Here is a 17,135-nt window from a genome sequence, read left to right on the forward strand (position 1 = left end):
CAAAAGATTCGCTACGAAACGAAAAAATAGTGCGCTCGGTTCCAAAAGAAAAGCAAATGCAGCAACCAACCCATTGGATTGAACATCAAAATCACCGCTCTAGCCACAAATTGGCGGTCATCCACAAGCCGGGCGACGAACCGGGGCTCTTCTGGTTAGGTGGGTTTATGTCCAATATGTGCGGCGGCAAGGCCGAGGCTATGGAAGCGCTGGGACAAGAATTGAGTCTTTCCACCACGCGATTTGATTATGCCGCCCATGGTCAATCCAGCGGCGACTTTCGTGATCAAACCATTTCCAGTTGGCTTTCAGATGCCATCGCGGTTTACGAGAAATTCGCGGAAGGGCCGCAAATACTGGTCGGTTCGTCTATGGGCGCATGGATTGCCTTGTTGCTCAATCGATATCTGCTTGAGCAGGGCCAGCCACCCGCCAAAGCGTTGGTGTTGATCGCACCGGGTGTGGACTTTACTAAGCGCCTATTGCCACACCGGTTTGCGCCGGAAGATTTTACCAAATTGGAAACGGAGGGCGAGTTGCTGCGCGAAAGCCGCTATGGCGACGGGCCGTATATTTACACCAAAGATTTGGTTGAAGATGGCAACGCGCATTCTTTGTTGGATCAACCGCTGAAAACAGGCGCACCAGTGCACATTATTCATGGTGGGGAAGACCCGGATGTCCCACTCGCCCATGCGCAAGAAATCTATCGCCATTTTCTGCATGATGATGCACGCTTTACGCTGGTGCCGGATGGCGACCATCGACTGAGCCGCCCCGAGGATTTGGCCCTCATGCAAAAGATTATCCGCTCATTTGCGTCAGAATAGCTTCCAAGCCTTCGCGATAAGTCGGGAATTTCAGCTTAATGCCAAGCTCTTTTGAAAGCCGCGCATTGCCGCAACGCTTATTGTCGCCATAGAAGGACCGCGCCATTGGCGTCATTTCGGCGGTTTCAAACGGCTCTTCTGGTGGCAGAGGCAAACTGGCCAGTTGTGCAGCATGTTCGATCACAATTTGCGGCGGTGCAGGCTCATCGTCTGCCCCATTAAACACGCCCGTCGCCTGCTTGAGTGCAGCAGCATTTAAGATCTGGGCAATATCCACCACATGGATGCGGTTAAACACTTGGCCCGGCTTGAAGATGCGGCGCGATTTGCCCTGCTTCAATTTTTCAAAGGTTGAACGACCGGGGCCATAAATGCCCGCCAAGCGGAAAATGGCGAAGTCGATTCTGGCGGCACGACATGCTTCCGCCCAAGCCTGTTCTGCCGTCACCCTCCACTGGCCGCGCTTGGACACGGGGGCAGGCTGCGTCGCTTCAGAAATCCAAGCGCCATCAAAGTCGCCATAAACACCAACAGTGGACAGATAGCCGACCCATTTCAAATTGGGGCAGCTCTTTTTTAGATCACCCAGCGCAGGCAAAACGGGGTCACCCTTTTCCGATGGGCTAGCAGAAATCACCAGATGGGTGGTGGTTGCCAAGTGAGCCGCTACGGCGTCGGTCATTTTCCCATCGAACAGTTCAACAGTGAAGCCTTCCGCTTCCAGCGCGTCTTTCTTTTCGGCTGAACGCGTGGTGCCCACCACGTCGCCGTCAAAGCCTTTGGCGATATATTGCCCGGAATAGCCCAAGCCAAAAATAAACATTTTCATTGTGCGGTCCGGTCCCATTCTGCGCGTACAATTTGCTCTTGCTCAGCGGCATAATGCGCTTGGCGCAGTTGGTCAAACGCTGTTTGTTCACAATGTTGATCCATGGCCCAAACCGCAGAGGCGCGCACCAACGGACTTTGATCAGTCAGCAACGCCTCAATTGCAGCCACAATATCAGGTTTGTTGGGTGCATTGCCCAAGGCAATCAACACATTGCGGATAAAGGCATCGCGCCCCAAGCGCTTAATGGGTGAGCCCTTGAAGAAGGCGCGGAACGCCGCATCATCAAAGGTAGCCAGTTCCACCAACTCTGGTGAGCGCAATTCATCGCGGCTGTGCAGTTTTTCATCTCGCGCGACGGAGGCAAATTTATTCCACGGGCACACCGCCAAGCAATCATCGCAGCCATAGATGCGATTGCCGATGGGTTTGCGAAACTCCACTGGAATAACGCCCTTATATTCATTGGTGAGATAGGCAATGCAGCGTCGTGCATCCAATTGATAAGGTGCAGGAAATGCGTTGGTGGGGCACACCTCTAAACAGCGGCGGCAATTGCCGCACCGGTCTTTGCCCGGCTGGTCCGGCTCAAAAGCATAATCAGTGAGGATTGTGCCTAGAAACAACCAGCACCCATGGTCGCGGCTCACCAAAACCGTGTGTTTGCCTTGCCAGCCAATGCCCGCTTGCTCCCCAAGCGGCTTTTCCATCAGCGGTGCCGTGTCAACAAACACTTTCACTTCGCAATCGCCTTGCCGTGCCAAGAGGCCTGCAATTTCTTTCAGCTTGCCTTTGATGATGTCGTGATAATCGCGATGGCGGGCATAAACGGAGATGAGGCCGTTTTCCATGTCGTCCAATTGCTCCAGCGGATTTTGATCCGGCCCGTAATTGTAGCCCAACACAATCGCTGATTTGGCCTCTGGCCACATATGTTTTGGTGTGGCGCGACGATCGATTGTATCTTTCAGCCAATGCATGTCGCCGTGAAAATCTTGCGCCAAAGCTTCGCTCAGCCTCTCCGGTGCATCTGGGTGGCCAGTTGCATCGCCAATGCCAAAAGCCACAAAGCCCAAATCGCAGGCACGGGCTTCTATGGTTTGGCGCAATTTATCTGGCGACAGGGACACGGCTTAAAAGTCTAAATCCGCATAGGATTTGGACGCAGGCATCCCCAAAACGCGGTCCGTCAGCAAGGTGCGGAAGGCCGGGCGGGATTTGAGGCGTTGATACCATTCTTTGACTTCAGGGAAATCATCCCATGGCATTTCTGAAAGGTAATCTAGGCTAGAAATCTGTGCGGCCAATGCAAAATCGGCCAAAGTCAGCTCCTCACCCGCCAACCATTTGCGGGTGGATAACAGATAGTCAAAATAGCTCAAATGTTCTGCCCGATTAAGGCGCGCCACGCGCAGCACATTTGTGTCTGGCGTTTGGCCCTTCATATCGTTTTTGACAAACTTCTCTTCAACAATGTAGCGCGACACATCATCGGAAAATTTGAACAAGGCCCAATCAAGCAAGCGACGTGTTTCTGCGCGATCAACCAGATTGTTTGGCAAAAGCGGCAGGCCGGTTTCTGTGTTTTCTTCGATAAACATCATCACCGCCGAAATGCCGACGATGGATAACTTGCCCTCGGCTTGTAAAACGGGTGTTTCAGCAGCTGGGTTGATGGCTAAGAATTCTTCTTCGCGTCGCCAGGGTTTGACATCTTTCAATTCCACATCAAAACCATATTCCGCGCACATTAAGCGAATGAGCCTCGAATATGGGTCCAAAACATAATGCAGCAATGTTGGTGCAGACACGAACAACCTCTTCATATTAGCGCAGGGCCAAATCTGCGCCGATTTTATGCGATTGGCCAAAGAAAAGAAATGCGTTAAGGCAAGATAAGGACAAGAAGCTTAATTTGTTCCCCAAAAAGCATCGCAGTAGGAGATTTCATGAACCCCGATCAAGGCATTTTTGTGCCCCTTATCCTAGGCATTGTTGAAGGGCTAACCGAATTTTTGCCCGTTTCATCCACAGCCCACATTTTGTTGCTGGGGGAATGGCTGGGTTTCACCAATCCGGGCCGTACATTCGAAGTCTTGATCCAGCTCGGCGCGATCTTGGCGATCATCACCATCTATTTCGCCAAATTGCTGCAATTGGTGCGCGATTTCTTCAAAGGCGAAAAATATGCGCTGCGATTCGCGGCTGGCGTGTTGCTTGCCTCCGTGCCTGCCGCATTGGCCGGGGTGTTGCTACACGGCTATATCAAGTCGGTACTCTATAATGCGCCATTGATTATCTGCATCATGTTGATCACAGGTGGCATCATTTTGATCGTCGTGGATCGTCTAAAGCTCGAGCCGAAATATGATGATATTTATGAATATCCGCTCAAGCTTTGTTTCGGCATTGGCATTTTTCAAATGTTGGCTTTGGTGCCCGGCGTTTCCCGCTCAGGTGCGACCATTGTTGGCTCTATGCTCATGGGGACAGACAAGCGATCCGCTGCGGAATTCACCTTCTTTATTGCCCTCCCGATCATGACGGGGGCGTTCGCATATGATCTTTATAAGAACATTGATGTGATCACCTTTGATGCGGGCTTGAATATCGCTGTTGGTTTCGCCGCCGCCTTTATTGTGGGGGCCATTGTGGTGCGCTATTTGCTCGATTTTGTCTCCAAATTCGGCTTCTCTGTGTTTGGCTGGTGGCGCATTATTGCCGGGATATTGGGTTTGATTTTTGTGGTGCAGTTCTAAATCCAATCGAATGAAAAGCGGCGGCTTCACCGCCGCTTCTACTCAGTGGATTTTGGTTGAGATATAACTCTCACGCTTCTTCAAAAAGCTCCGCAGTTGCGTCGGATATTCTGGCGCCACAGCGTTCATCACTGAGGGACGTTCTGTTAGCGCTGCGCGCCACGCTGATATTTTTGGCAATCCGGTAAAAAAACCGAAATCTTCAATGACATCAAAAACATCAAAATAGCGGAAAATGGGCCCGAATGCGGCATCCACAACGCTGAACTTATCGCCCGCAAAAAATGGTCCCCCATTCAATATCGGCTCCAACCGCGCAAACTTATCTTTGATCTTTGTGACGTGCAGATCAAAGCTCGCTTTATCCTTTGCGCTATATAGCCCGGCGATATCGTTGAGAATGGATGATCCATACTCCACCCACGCGCGATGTTGGGCACGCTCCAGCGCGTCGCGCGGATGCAATGGGTTTTGCTGGGTATCCTCCAAATATTCAACAATCACTGCGGACTCAAAAATTGCGGCATCATCTGCCAGCAAGAGTGGCGTTTTGCCGAGCGGCGACTTTTTCACGAACCAGTCGGGCTTATTGCCAAGGTCGATATATTCCCTTTCAAACGGCACCTGCTTTTCGCTGAGGGCGATGATGGCGCGCTGCACATAGGGACAAAGATAATGACTGACCAGTTTCAAAGACATGGCTGTTCCTTTCGAATTAAATGCAAATGCATCTAAATCGAAATATGGCAGCGAGTCAAGATTGATGCATTTGCATATATATGCTAGATCACCATCATGAGCATCGAAACCGAGACCACAAAGGCGTGGCAGAATCTACATATCGTTAGCCGCACCTTGCTGGAGCAGGTGGAAGCGGCGTTCAAGAAAGCCGGCCTGCCTAGCCTGAGCTGGTATGACGTGTTGTGGGAGGTCGAAAAAGCAGGTGTAGAGGGCATTCGCCCCAATGCGCTGATCCCGCAATTATTGCTGCCGCAATATCAAACGTCGCGCTTGCTCGACCGACTGGTGAATGCGGGCCTGATTAACCGTGTCGTATGCGATGAGGATCGGCGGGGGTGCCGCGCGGTGATCACCGAAGAGGGAAAAGACATGCGCGCGCGCATGTGGGAAATCTATAAAACTTGCCTTGATGATTTAATGCAAAAAAAATTGGACAAGGATGATCGCGTCACCCTTGCCCAATTGCTTCAAAAACTGAAATAAAGCCTAGTCGCGCTGCAACGGCTCTGCGCGACGATCAAACTGGCCGTGCTTCATAAAGCGCCACAAATAGGTCGGCAAAATCGCAGCCATTGTTGTTGGCTCAATGCCAAATGCCTTCAAGGTGCGCTTCTGCTTCTTTGCTTCTTCGCTCACCACATTGTCGTGTTGCAGCAATTTTACTTGATCCACGGTCAACATTGGGTTTGGCAAAATTTGCATCACCCAACCAATAGCTTTTGCAATAGGCGTTGGAATGGGCAGCAACAAATTGTTGCGCTCTGTTTCTTTCAGCAAACGTTGCAAAAGCTCTTTCATGCTTTCAACAGCGGGGCCGCCAATCTCGTAGATTTTGCCGCCCTTCACGCCGCCTTCTGCGGCAACGTCAAATGCTTCGGCCACGTCGCCCACATAGATAGGCTGCATTTTGCTGTCGCCACCCACCAAAGGCAGCACAGGTGACAAGCGCGCCAAAGCGCCAAACATATTGAAGAAACCATCTTCCGAACCAAAAATGATGGACGGGCGAATGATCACTGCGTTTGGAAAGGCTTTCAAAACTTCTTGTTCGCCAAGCGCTTTAGAGCGAGCATAAGCACTTTCGCTTTGAGCATCTGCGCCTAGGGCAGACATGTGCACCAATTGTGAAGCGCCAGCCGCTTTTGCTGCTTCCGCCACATATTTTGCACCAACGGTTTGCACCGCTTGAAAACGCTGCTTGCCGCTTTCGAACAGAATGCCTGTTAGATTGATTACCACATCGGCACCAGCCACAGCGCGTTCAACTGATGGTTTGTTGCGCACATTTGCCTGCACAGGATGAATTTGCCCCACGGCGCCAAGAGGCCGCACATCGCCAGCCAAGTCCGGTCGGCGTACCGCCACACGAATGCGATAGCCCTTTTTGGCCAAGTGCTGAACCAATTGCCGTCCAACAAATCCTGACCCGCCGAAAATCGTGACCAATTTTGGTGCGTTTTTGCCCATGTCTTCAAAACCTCGGTGCTGGCGCCCTTTAAATGCGGCGCGATAACGATCTTGGCCCCTTCATTAACCCGCACATCGCGGATTGTCGAGACCGAATGCCCTGACCATTCATAGGAAAAATTATATATGCTCAACAAGGCAATTGACAAACGTGTAAGTGCCTTTTAGTTCTCATCGCTGTCGTGCCCTGGTGGCGGAATTGGTAGACGCGCTAGCTTCAGGTGCTAGTTTCTGTATGGAAGTGGAAGTTCGAGTCTTCTCCAGGGCACCAATCCCCAAAAATCAATAAATTTGTCTGCACCCGACCTATGTCAGGTTCGTGTCAGTGCGCTTTGCTATTGGCTCTTCTTGTATCAGTTCGTTTTGAACTTTTCGGGAGGAAATAGATGTTCAAACAATTTAAAGCTGCTTTGGCAGCAACCGCATTGACCTTTGGTGCCGCTGGGGCGGCGATGGCCGATGACCATATGATGGTTGAAGATATTCACTTTCTGATTCCTGGTGGCGCTGGTGGCGGCTGGGATGGCACAGCCCGTGGCACGGGCGAAGCCCTCACCAAATCTGGCATTGTGGGCCAAGCGACATATGAAAATATGTCTGGCGGCGGTGGCGGCAAGGCCATTGCGCATTTGATCGAAACCAGCGATCCGGGCACATTGATGGTCAACTCAACACCAATCGTGATCCGGTCTTTGCAGGGCGTGTTCCCACAGTCGTTCCGCGACTTGACCCCTATTGCCGGCACGATTGGTGACTATGGTGCGATGGTGGTGCACAAAGATTCTAAATATGAAAATATGGAAGCTTTGTTGGCTGACTATGCCAATGACCCATCGTCAATCGCCATTGGTGGCGGCTCAGTTGCCGGGTCTATGGACCATTTGATTGCCGCCTTGGTGATGAAAAATGCGGGCGCAAACCCTATGGATGTGAAATACATTCCTTATGATGCGGGCGGTAAAGCCATGGCTGGCTTGCTTTCTGGCGAAATCGCGGCCCTGACCACAGGATTTGGTGAAGCCATTGAATTGGCCCGCCAAGACGAAGTGAATATTTTGTGTGTGACGGCCACCGAGCGGTTGGCAAGTGCACCAGATACACCGACTTGCGACGAAGCTGGTTCGCCTGGCACTGAGTTCATCAACTGGCGCGGTTTCTTTGCAGCTCCTGGTCTGAATGACGACACCAAAGCAAAATATATCGCTGCGCTTGAAGCTATGTATGACGCTGAAGAGTGGGCCACCGTGCGTGACCGCAATGGCTGGGTAGACATCTACAACGCCGACTCAGATTTCATTGCCTTCTTGGAAAAACAAGAAGAAGAAATCTCTGGCCTGATGAGCGAGCTTGGCTTCCTTTAAGCCAAGACATTGATCGATCGCAGCCAGAGGTGGCTGCGGTCCTTTCCAAAAATATTAAAGTGAGTGCGCCCGTTGATCGGGCGCATTTCACGCAGTCTCTCAATGAGAGATGGGAGGGGTAATATGTTTTTCACCAAACGCAGAATCGGCGCATTCCTGCTGCTGGGCTTTTGCATCACCTATGCGGTGCTGTCCCAGCGTATTCCGCTGCTGCCATTTCAAGCAAAATCTGCCTTTCACGCCCGCACCATGCCTGAGATTCTTTCGGTTCTCGGTATCGGCATTTGCGTCGCTTTGATCGCGCTGCCCTCACCGGCAGAATATGTCGAGCTGAAAGGGAAGAACTGGCTTATCGGTTTGGCCTTTTTGGTGCTGATGTCCATTTATGGCCTCACCATTCGTCCCTTCGGCTTCGTGCTGGCATCCACAATGCTTTTGGGCGTGGGCTATTGGCTTTTGGGCGAGCGCAAACTCTGGCTGTTGGCGGCCACTTCGGTGCCCGTAGCGATTGCTTTTTGGGCGCTTATGTCAATCGGACTTGGGGTATTTATTGAACCCCTGCCATGGTTTTTGAGAGGGTAGTTGGATGCTTGACGGTATTTTAATCGGGCTGACAACAGCCCTCAATCCAATCAATCTCGTCTTTGTGGTTTGCGGTTGTTTGGTCGGCACCTTTATCGGCATGTTGCCCGGTTTGGGGCCAATGTCGGCGATCGCTTTGATGATTCCAATTGCCGCCAGCCTTGATCCATCTGCTGGCATCATTCTGATGGCAGCCGTTTACTATGGTGCGATCTTTGGCGGTTCCACCTCTTCGATTTTGATCAACGCACCGGGCGTTGCCAGCACAGTGGCCACCTCTTTTGATGGTTACCCGATGGCCAAGCAAGGCAAAGCGGGCAAGGCACTTGCTGTTGCCGCTTACTCGTCTTTCTCTGGCGGGGTCATTGGCGCCATTCTACTGCTTATCGCCGCGCCATCTTTGGCAAAAATTTCCTTGTCATTTCACTCGACAGATTATTTTGCCTTGATGGTTTTGGGCCTCACCGCTGTGGCGGCCTTCTCCGGCCAAGGCAATATGCTCAAAGCCATGTTGATGACGGTGCTGGGGCTTATGCTTTCCACCGTTGGCACGGATCAAACCCAAGGCATTCAAAGATTTACCCTTGGCATGATCGATTTGCTGGACGGCATTTCATTCCTGCTACTGGTGATGGCGACCTTTGCCCTTTCAGAAGCCTTGATGGCGATTTTGCGCCCCAAGGGCAGTGATGAAGACCGGAAGAAAGAACAGGAAGCCCACAATAATCTTGGCTCCATGAAAGTGAGCAAAGAGGAAGTCAAAGAGATTGCCCCCGTTGTTGGTCGATCTTCCATTTTGGGCTTCTTGGTCGGCGTATTGCCCGGTGCCGGTGCTACCATTGCCAGCTTCTTGGCGTATGGCACAGAACAGCGTTTGGCAGGCCCGACTAAAGGCAAATTGTTCGGCAAAGGCTCTATTCGCGGCCTTTCCGCACCAGAAACAGCCAACAATGCGGCGGCAACGGGTTCATTTGTTCCACTGTTGACTTTGGGCATTCCCGGCTCAGGCACAACAGCCATTATGCTTGGCGCCTTGATTGGCTATGGCATTCAACCGGGTCCACGGCTTTACATCGATCAGCCTGCCGTTTTCTGGTCGGTGATCGTGTCCATGTGGATCGGCAACATCATCTTGCTGGTGCTGAACCTGCCATTGATCCCCTATATCGCGAAAATTCTCGCGATCCCGGCGCGCTTTTTGCTGCCGTTGATCCTGTTCTTCTCGCTGATCGGGGTTTATTTCGTCAGCTTCAACACCTTCGATATTCAGTTGATGATTATCTTTGCGGTTGCAGCCGTGACGCTGAGGCTATTGGACTTCCCGCTCGCTCCCATGATCCTTGGGTTCATTTTGGGTGGCATGATGGAAGAAAATCTACGCCGGGCGTTGCTGATCAATAATGACAGCTGGTCCTTCCTTTGGGAGCGCCAATTGACGTTGGCAATTCTCGCCATTGCTCTGTTGACCTTGGTGGTGCCGATGCTGCTGCCGCTCTATCAAAAATGGCGGCGCACGGCCGACCGTGCAGGTGAAGGCGGCTAATGCTGCCTTCCATTCTCCTTTATCTCTCCTCTAAACTTGAAAGGGCGCCATTGCGGCGCCCATTTTTTGCTCATTGGTGAGGAGAAAATGAGCTTTAAGAAAAGTCCATTGCGTTGACCACATCTGCGGTTTTCGAAACAACTTCATCCGCTTCTTGCTTGGTGAGGCAGAATGGTGGTGCAAAGCCCAAAATGTCGCCTTGTGGCATGGCCCGGCCGATCACTTTTTTCTGGCCCAAGGCTCCGGCAATTTGCGGTCCAATTTTCTGGCTCGGGTCGAAGAAGGTGCGGCTGTCTTTGTCTTTCACAAATTCGACGGCACACATCATGCCTTCGCCGCGGATATTGCCCACATGTGGGTGATCATCCAAGGCGGCGTGCATTTGTGCGTTCAGATAATTGCCGACTTCGCCTGCATTTTGCACCAGGTTCAGCTCGTCAATCAGCTTCAAATTGGCAATGCCTGCAGCTGCGCCAATCGGGTGCGCTGAATAGGTCCAGCCATGGCCGATGGGGCCATATTCGTCGGTGCCCTGTTCAAACACTTTCCACATTTTGTCGCCCACGATTGAGCCAGACAATGGCGCATAGGCTGAGGTGAGGCCCTTTGCGATGGTGATCAGGTCAGGTTCCATTTCATAATGGTCAGACCCCATCATGGTGCCCAAGCGACCAAAGCCTGTCACCACTTCATCGGCAACCAACAAGATGTCATGTTTCTTCAGCACTTTTTGGATCGCTGCCCAATAGCCTTTTGGTGGGGGCACAATGCCACCTGTGCCCAAAATCGGCTCGCCGATAAAGGCAGCGATGGTGTCCGCACCTTCGCGCTCGATCAGCTCTTCCAATTTGGCGACACAATGCTCCACAAACTGTTCTTCAGTTTGGTCGAGGTTGTCGCGACGATAATAATAAGGCGCTTCAGTGTGCAGCACTTGGGTTAGCGGCAGATCGAACTTTTTGTGGAACAGTTCAAGACCCGTCAAAGAGCCTGTCATCAAGCCAGAGCCGTGATAACCACGCCAGCGCGAAATGATTTTTTTCTTTTCTGGGCGACCAAGAATATTGTTGTAGTACCAGATCAACTTGACGTTTGTTTCGTTCGCGTCTGAACCGCCCAAGCCAAAATAGACTTTGGACATATTTTTCGGCGCACGGTCCAAAATCATTTTGGACAAAGTGATTGAAGCTTCTGTGCCGTGACCAACATAAGCGTGGTAGTAAGCAAGTTCTTTGGCTTGCGCTGCAATCGCATCCGCAATTTCAGGGCGACCATAGCCTACGTTTACGCAATAAAGACCCGCAAAAGCGTCGAGCAATTTGTTGCCATCTCGGTCTTCAATATGGGCGCCAGACCCACCGGTAACAATCCGGTTTGGGCTTTCGCCACGCGCATGTTGCGCCAAGTGCGTTGAGGGGTGGAAAAAGTTCTCCCGATCCCACTGATCGAGCTGGTCATTTTTAAGCATATTCTGGCTCCCTTTTCTTAGGCATTTGCCGATTTTGGTTGTCCGAGGTGATCCCAATCGTCCCATCCGGGATAGGCCATCGGCGTGTCAGACTGGATTGAACTCAAACGCTCAATCCAATTGTGTTTTAGTGTTGCAAATTGTTTCTCAAACGCTTCGTCGGAAACATAAGAATATCCATGGCCGGACACGCCGAAAGAGGCGTGCGGCGGCAGCACATCGAAGCCCATATAGTAGAGCGAAAACTGCATGGACCAGAGGATCTGGTCCAGCTCGCCCCCGCGTCCACCAGCGACGAATGCCTCGCTTGGCGCACCCGATGTGATGGAACATATGGCACGTTTGCCACGGAAATATCCTTTGTCGTAGCGCATTTTGCTGGTGTAGAGCCCGCCGCTGACGAACACGCGGTCGCACCATCCTTTAAGAATGGCAGGCACTGAATGCCACCAGATGGGAAATTGGAAAATCACCAAATCTGCACGTTCGAGCATATCGATCTGCTGTTTGATTTCAGGCGCTAATTTCCCTTGCTTGTAGGCGTGGCGCTGTTCAGCTAACGGGGCAAACTCCTCTTCATTTATGCGATCTGGATAGTTAGCGGCCTTTTCCACCGGATCGAAATCCAGCGCATAAAGGTCGCTCACTTCCACATGGTGGCCTTGGGCTTCAAAGTGCTCTTTGCCCGTGGCCACCAATTGAGCGTTAAAAGACGTTGGTTCCGGATGGGCCAGAACGAACAGGATATTCATAAAAACTCCGACTTATGCCCAATCGCGGCATACATATTTGATTTCAGTGTAGGCTTCCATGCCTTGACGAGCGCCTTCGCGAGCCAAACCAGATTGTTTGTAGCCACCGAAGGGAATCGGCGCGCCGGTCACCTTAGTGCGATTCACCGCCACCATGCCAAATTGCAGCGCCCGGCTCATCCGGTAGATGCGTTTTGGGTCTGCCGTGTGCAAATAGGCGATCAAACCATATTCAGTGTCGTTGGCCTTTTGGGTCACCGCGTCCTCATCGCTAAACTTTTGGACAGCCGCGACAGGGCCGAAGGTTTCTTCCTTCATGATTTTGGCGTTATCAGGCACATCCGCCAAAACGGTTGGCTGATAGAAGAGTTCCCCCATGTCATGACCTTTGCCGCCGGTCAGCACCTTTGCACCTTTTTCAATGGCGTCAGCCACATGCTCTACCTGCTTGTCGATGGCCTTTTGGTTCATCAATGGCCCGATTGCCGGATCATCCATGCCAAAGCCAACACTCAATTTTGCTGTCGCTGCCGCGAACTTTTCGCAGAACGCATCATAGATTTTTTCGTGCACATAGAAGCGGTTGGCGCCTAGGCAATCTTGCCCTGATGTGGCGAACTTCGCCTTAATCGCCTCCTCTACCACATGATCAATATCGCAATCATCGAAAGCGATGAATGGTGCATGGCCGCCCAATTCGAGCACCAATTTTTTCACCGTGTCAGCGCTCTGACGATAGAGTAAACGGCCAATTTCAGTAGACCCGGTGAAGGACAAGGCACGCACGCGGCTATCTTTGGTCCAAGGTTCAACCACTACTGACGCACGTCCGGTGATTACGTTAAACACGCCGGGTTCCAACCCTGCCCGCTCGGCCAGTTCGGCCAACGCCAAAGCTGAATATGGTGTTTCATGAGAAGGATGCGCCACCACAGTGCAACCTGCCGCGATTGCTGCAGCTGCTTTACGGGTCAACATCGCCGCAGGGAAGTTCCATGGGGTGATCATGGCAGCAACGCCAATTGGCTCGCGCCACAATTCTACTTCCGCGTCATGCAGGTGCGAGGTGACGCCTTCAATGTTGGGGCGCTTGGTTTCTTCGGCGTAAAACTCAACAAATGATGCCGCATAATCGATTTCGCCCAAAGCTTCAGACAAGGGCTTGCCCTGCTCCAGCACCATGATGCGGGCCAAATCGTCCTTATGTTCAATGATCAGGTCGAACCAGCGGCGCAGGCATGCGGCGCGATGTTGTGGCAAGCTCATGGACCAGCTTTCAAACGCCGTTTGCGCGACATTAACAGCGTCCGCGCTCTGCGCAGCGCTCAAGCTGGCGACCTCGCCCAACCATTCGCCATCGGCAGGGTTGGTCACGGCAATGGTATCGCCATTATCAGCGCCGACCCATTTGCCACCAATATAGGAAAATTGGCGCAATAGCCGACTATCATTGAGATGGGGCGTGATGCCCTTCAGGTCGTCGTGAGTTTTCAAAAGATTTGACGGCATGGATCAACCCTCCCTTTCATGTTGAGGAAAGAATGGGTTGCAATGTCCAGAAATTGTGACTGAATAAAGTGGAGTTAGAAGAGAATTTCACCATAATTATGCAAGATAAAGGTGAAATTTTTGGCGTTATTCGAGCAATTGGGCGATTGGCGGGACGCCGCCTTGTTTCACAGGCTTGGTGACAAAATATGTGAAATATCGGGCCAGGCCGATCTTTGCATCCAATAGCTCATCAATCAGTCTTTGATAGGCATCAATATCTTTGGTGACCACTTGCATGAAATAATCCAAGCCACCGCCAATGGCCCAGCAGGCAATGATTTCATCATAGTTTTTCATGGATTGTTCAAACAATTGAAAGCTCGCGGCGCGGTGGTTTTCTAACTCAACCGCCACAAAAATAGTGACGCAAGGCGCTACTTTATGCAGAGCGATATCCGCATGATAGGATTGAATAACACCCGACTTTTCAAGCCGCTTTAACCGCTCCCAACAAGGGGTGGGTGAAAGATTAATCCGCGCGGCCAAATCTGATTTAGAGATGCGCCCTTCTTGCGACAGCAACCGCAAAATCTCGATGTCGCGCGCGTCAAGTTTAATCATATATCACCCAGTTGTGGCCCTTAGCCGGTTTCGATCATCGTGCCGAATTCAAGGCTCTTCGCCAATTCGAAAGCATGGTTGGCGATAGCCGTATCTTGTGCGCCAGTGCCGGTCAAATCGCAAATTGTGATGGAAGCATCAGTGGTTCTGCTGGCGGCACTACCAACAATGATTTCGCCCAGCTCAGGCGGTGTTTTGCCTTTCGGCCAGTTGCCCGTTTCCAACGCAGTACGCAGCTCGCCCATTGTTTCGCACTGACCAACACGGTCGCAGACATATATATCCGCTTGCGCAACGATCTCCGGATCCAGCTCGTTTTTGCCCTCTTGGTCCGACCCCATGGCGGTGATGTGCAGGTTGGGGTGCAACCAGTCTGCATCAATCAAGGGCTCACGTGATGGGGTTGTTGTCGCCACCAATTGAGATTGACGCACCACTTGTTCAGCGCTGTCCGCCACAACAGCATCTACATCAATTTCCAATTCAATATCGCGCGCGCAGGCTTCGGCATGGTCGCGATTGCGGCCCCAAACCAGCACTTTTTTGAACGGGCGTTCAACGTGGGCCGCAATGATTTGCAAACGGGCTTGAACCCCTGTGCCAATCACGCCAGCAATGTCGACTTGTTTTGGGGCCAGATGCCGAGCAGCGACGCCGCCAGCTGCGGCGGTGCGTAAATCAGTGAGATAGCCATTGTCCAAAAACACGGCGCTGGCCAATCCGGTTTTGGCACTCAACAGCATCATCAGCCCGTTCAGGCTGGGCAAGCCAAGTTTTGGATTATCAAAAAAGCCCGGCGAAACTTTGATAGCGAAATGATCGAAGCCGGGAATAACTGCGGTTTTCACGTCAACTTCCGCATTGGCCTGCGGTAGGTCCATCGACATGATGGGCGGCATGATTACTTCGCCAGACGCTAGCGCCGCAAAAGCCTTTTCCACCAGATCATTCATTGTTCGGCCCAAAGTTAGATCCCGCTTCAACTCACTTTCTGTAACAATCAAAATCTCGTGCGACATCGCCGCCTCCTTATGATGCAGTTAAGCGTTTGGCCAATGCTTCAACGTTCTGCAGCGCAGTTGGGTGCACTTGAATATCGCCCGGCTCACGCACGCCACATGCACGCACCAAATGACGTTCGTTCAAGCCCAACTTGTCCAAGCCCGGGCCGTATTGTTCGAGCAAGGCATCATAGCGCTCTTCGCCCTCGCCTTGGGTTTGCAGCAACACCAAATGCTTGCCTTTTGGCAATATGGATGGTTCCGGATTGGTGAGATAATCGCTTTTCAAAAAACCGAAAAACCGATCCAGTGCCCCTTTGAGCAGACCGGACATGTTGCAGAAATAGATCGGCGTGGTCAGCACAATAATATCGGCCTGAACAATATCATTTAGCGCCGGAGACAATTGGTCTTGATGATCGTCTGCCACCTCACCGAAAGGCGAAAACTCAAGATCACGCAACGCATAATCATGCAGCTCAGCATGGGCCTCAATTGCGGTTTCGCAAAAGCGATCTGCCAATTGGTCGCTGTTTCCGCTTGCACGCGGGCTGCCGCGCAACACCACGATTGAACATGGCTTATGTCCGGACATAAGAAGTTCCCTCAATCAGATAATCGCCTAGTTGTACATTTTGGCCCGAAATGATCTGCGTAAACAAATTCATATCCAAATTTCGACCTGTAATGACAGTGGCCAATGGCCCCCTTGGCGTAAATTTGCCCGCCAACATGGCAGCGATACCCACGACGCAAGCGCCTTCCGCGACAATGCGATCTTCGTAATAAAGGCATTGCATCGCGCGATATATTTCTTCTTCAGTGACCAGAATGGTTTCGTCCAACAAATCCCGGCACAGTGCAAATGAAAGCTCATTATCCATGCCAATGCCACCGCCCAAACTGTCGGCCAGGCTTGGCACTTCAACCACATCCACAGGATGGCCTGCCTTGATGGATTCGTGCATTGCCGCCCCCCGATCCATGGAAATGCCAACCAAACGAATACTGGGCTTAATGGCTTTGGCCGCCAAGGCAATTCCGCCTGCAAGCCCGCCACCTGAAAGGGGCACCAACAATGTTTCAATGTCTGGCCGTGCCGCCAAGATTTCTAGCCCGATTGTTCCTTGGCCTGCGATCACATGCGCATCGTCAAAAGGAGAGATTTCAACCAGCCCCTCTTCGGCGCAAAGCCGCCGACTTTCGGCCATGGCATCGTCCTGACTGCGACCCTTAACCCACACTTCGCCACCGATTTGCTGAATGCCTTCAACCTTGGTTTTCGGCACCAGCTCGGACATACAAATCACAGCGCGCAGACCTTTTAGCCGCGCCGCATAGGCGACGCCGCGGCCATGATTGCCTGTTGAACAGCAGGTCACCCCCTTGATGCCCTCGGGCAGGTTCATCACGGCGTTGATGGCCCCACGCAATTTGAACGCCCCAATTGGCTGCATGTTTTCCAGTTTCAGCCAAATGTCGTGACCAAACTTATCTGACAAAAAAGGTGACGGCACCAAAGGGGTATGATCCGCATGACCTTTGATCAGGTTCTGCGCTGAAAAAATGTCAGCTAAATCAAGCATGAGGCCTCCCCATTTTGCCGGATGTAATAACCATCCATTTGTTTGTTGTGTACATCATGCGCAACAATAGCGACCTGTCAACGTAAGCGGCCTGATAAATCTTG

18 protein-coding genes and 1 tRNA gene are annotated in these 17,135 nt (G+C 51.8%); 7 read left to right on the forward strand and 12 right to left on the reverse strand.

Translation table 11 applies throughout. The annotated features are described in order from the left end of the window. The first annotated feature begins 56 nt into the window (after window positions 1–56). Window positions 57–830 (forward strand): alpha/beta hydrolase, encoded by a 774-nt coding sequence (locus ACP15Y_RS15075; protein ID WP_424983935.1) that lies wholly within the window; start codon window positions 57–59, stop codon window positions 828–830. On the opposite strand, the gene ACP15Y_RS15080 is transcribed toward ACP15Y_RS15075, so the two are convergent. The 3 genes from ACP15Y_RS15080 to ACP15Y_RS15090 are packed head-to-tail and all read right to left on the reverse strand — an operon-like array spanning window position 805 to window position 3,470. Continuing rightward, window positions 805–1,659, reverse strand: a complete 855-nt coding sequence (locus ACP15Y_RS15080) for an SDR family oxidoreductase (RefSeq protein WP_424983936.1) — start codon at window positions 1,657–1,659, stop codon at window positions 805–807. The two genes, ACP15Y_RS15075 and ACP15Y_RS15080, sit on opposite strands and share 26 nt — an antisense overlap. After that, entirely contained in the window at window positions 1,656–2,789 is a 1,134-nt protein-coding gene (gene queG / locus ACP15Y_RS15085) for a tRNA epoxyqueuosine(34) reductase QueG (protein WP_424983937.1), read from the reverse strand. The genes ACP15Y_RS15080 and queG overlap by 4 nt, the downstream gene beginning before the upstream one ends. 3 nt (window positions 2,790–2,792) lie before the next feature. Beyond that, the gene (locus ACP15Y_RS15090; protein WP_424983938.1) at window positions 2,793–3,470 is read right to left on the reverse strand and encodes a glutathione S-transferase family protein; all 678 of its coding nucleotides are present in this window, start codon (window positions 3,468–3,470) and stop codon (window positions 2,793–2,795) included. Window positions 3,471–3,608: 138 nt separating this feature from the next. Between ACP15Y_RS15090 and ACP15Y_RS15095 the strand changes: the two genes are divergently transcribed. Then, window positions 3,609–4,418 (forward strand): undecaprenyl-diphosphate phosphatase, encoded by an 810-nt coding sequence (locus ACP15Y_RS15095; protein ID WP_424983939.1) that lies wholly within the window; start codon window positions 3,609–3,611, stop codon window positions 4,416–4,418. Between the two features lie 42 nt (window positions 4,419–4,460). Here ACP15Y_RS15095 and ACP15Y_RS15100 read toward each other — a convergent pair whose 3' ends face one another. Beyond that, window positions 4,461–5,117 carry a glutathione S-transferase family protein gene (locus ACP15Y_RS15100; RefSeq protein WP_424983940.1) on the reverse strand — a complete coding sequence of 219 codons (657 nt, stop codon included), beginning with the start codon at window positions 5,115–5,117 and terminating at the stop codon, window positions 4,461–4,463. Between the two features lie 96 nt (window positions 5,118–5,213). Between ACP15Y_RS15100 and ACP15Y_RS15105 the strand changes: the two genes are divergently transcribed. Continuing rightward, window positions 5,214–5,642, forward strand: coding sequence for a MarR family winged helix-turn-helix transcriptional regulator (locus tag ACP15Y_RS15105; protein WP_424983941.1), 429 nt, complete (start codon window positions 5,214–5,216; stop codon window positions 5,640–5,642). 3 nt (window positions 5,643–5,645) lie between these two features. Here the strand turns inward: ACP15Y_RS15105 and ACP15Y_RS15110 are convergent, their stop codons facing one another. Next, complete coding sequence (locus tag ACP15Y_RS15110) at window positions 5,646–6,626, reverse strand: complex I NDUFA9 subunit family protein (protein ID WP_424983942.1); 981 nt, start codon at window positions 6,624–6,626, stop codon at window positions 5,646–5,648. A gap of 184 nt (window positions 6,627–6,810) precedes the next feature. Here ACP15Y_RS15110 and ACP15Y_RS15115 point away from each other — a divergent pair. From ACP15Y_RS15115 to ACP15Y_RS15130, 4 genes are all read left to right on the forward strand, one after another. Then, window positions 6,811–6,897: transfer RNA gene (locus ACP15Y_RS15115), tRNA-Leu, on the forward strand. 115 nt (window positions 6,898–7,012) lie between these two features. Next, the gene (locus ACP15Y_RS15120; protein ID WP_424983943.1) at window positions 7,013–7,987 is read left to right on the forward strand and encodes a tripartite tricarboxylate transporter substrate binding protein; all 975 of its coding nucleotides are present in this window, start codon (window positions 7,013–7,015) and stop codon (window positions 7,985–7,987) included. Window positions 7,988–8,110: 123 nt separating this feature from the next. Further along, window positions 8,111–8,569, forward strand: coding sequence for a tripartite tricarboxylate transporter TctB family protein (locus ACP15Y_RS15125; protein ID WP_424983944.1), 459 nt, complete (start codon window positions 8,111–8,113; stop codon window positions 8,567–8,569). A gap of 4 nt (window positions 8,570–8,573) precedes the next feature. After that, a complete protein-coding gene (locus tag ACP15Y_RS15130) occupies window positions 8,574–10,112 on the forward strand; it encodes a tripartite tricarboxylate transporter permease (RefSeq protein WP_424983945.1) in 1,539 nt (512 codons plus the stop codon). Window positions 10,113–10,206: 94 nt separating this feature from the next. Here ACP15Y_RS15130 and ACP15Y_RS15135 read toward each other — a convergent pair whose 3' ends face one another. The 7 genes from ACP15Y_RS15135 to eutB form a co-directional block, all read right to left on the reverse strand. Then, window positions 10,207–11,580, reverse strand: a complete 1,374-nt coding sequence (locus ACP15Y_RS15135) for an aspartate aminotransferase family protein (RefSeq protein ID WP_424983946.1) — start codon at window positions 11,578–11,580, stop codon at window positions 10,207–10,209. Window positions 11,581–11,597: 17 nt separating this feature from the next. Further along, window positions 11,598–12,332 carry an NAD(P)H-dependent oxidoreductase gene (locus ACP15Y_RS15140; RefSeq protein WP_424983947.1) on the reverse strand — a complete coding sequence of 245 codons (735 nt, stop codon included), beginning with the start codon at window positions 12,330–12,332 and terminating at the stop codon, window positions 11,598–11,600. Window positions 12,333–12,344: 12 nt separating this feature from the next. Next, on the reverse strand, window positions 12,345–13,841 hold the full coding sequence (locus ACP15Y_RS15145) for an NAD-dependent succinate-semialdehyde dehydrogenase (protein ID WP_424983948.1): 1,497 nt from the start codon (window positions 13,839–13,841) through the stop codon (window positions 12,345–12,347). A gap of 126 nt (window positions 13,842–13,967) precedes the next feature. After that, window positions 13,968–14,444 carry an Lrp/AsnC family transcriptional regulator gene (locus ACP15Y_RS15150; protein WP_424983949.1) on the reverse strand — a complete coding sequence of 159 codons (477 nt, stop codon included), beginning with the start codon at window positions 14,442–14,444 and terminating at the stop codon, window positions 13,968–13,970. Window positions 14,445–14,464: 20 nt separating this feature from the next. Next, window positions 14,465–15,463: a cyclodeaminase gene (locus tag ACP15Y_RS15155; protein ID WP_424983950.1), complete on the reverse strand. Its 999-nt coding sequence runs from the start codon at window positions 15,461–15,463 to the stop codon at window positions 14,465–14,467. A 10-nt stretch (window positions 15,464–15,473) separates the two neighbouring features. Continuing rightward, the gene (locus ACP15Y_RS15160; RefSeq protein WP_424983951.1) at window positions 15,474–16,040 is read right to left on the reverse strand and encodes a flavodoxin family protein; all 567 of its coding nucleotides are present in this window, start codon (window positions 16,038–16,040) and stop codon (window positions 15,474–15,476) included. Continuing rightward, on the reverse strand, window positions 16,027–17,031 hold the full coding sequence (gene eutB / locus ACP15Y_RS15165; protein WP_424983952.1) for a hydroxyectoine utilization dehydratase EutB: 1,005 nt from the start codon (window positions 17,029–17,031) through the stop codon (window positions 16,027–16,029). Before eutB ends, ACP15Y_RS15160 begins: the two co-directional genes overlap by 14 nt. Window positions 17,032–17,135 lie beyond the last annotated feature (104 nt).

The organism is Maritalea sp. S77 (genome assembly GCF_049801075.1).
Taxonomy (GTDB): domain Bacteria; phylum Pseudomonadota; class Alphaproteobacteria; order Rhizobiales; family Devosiaceae; genus Maritalea.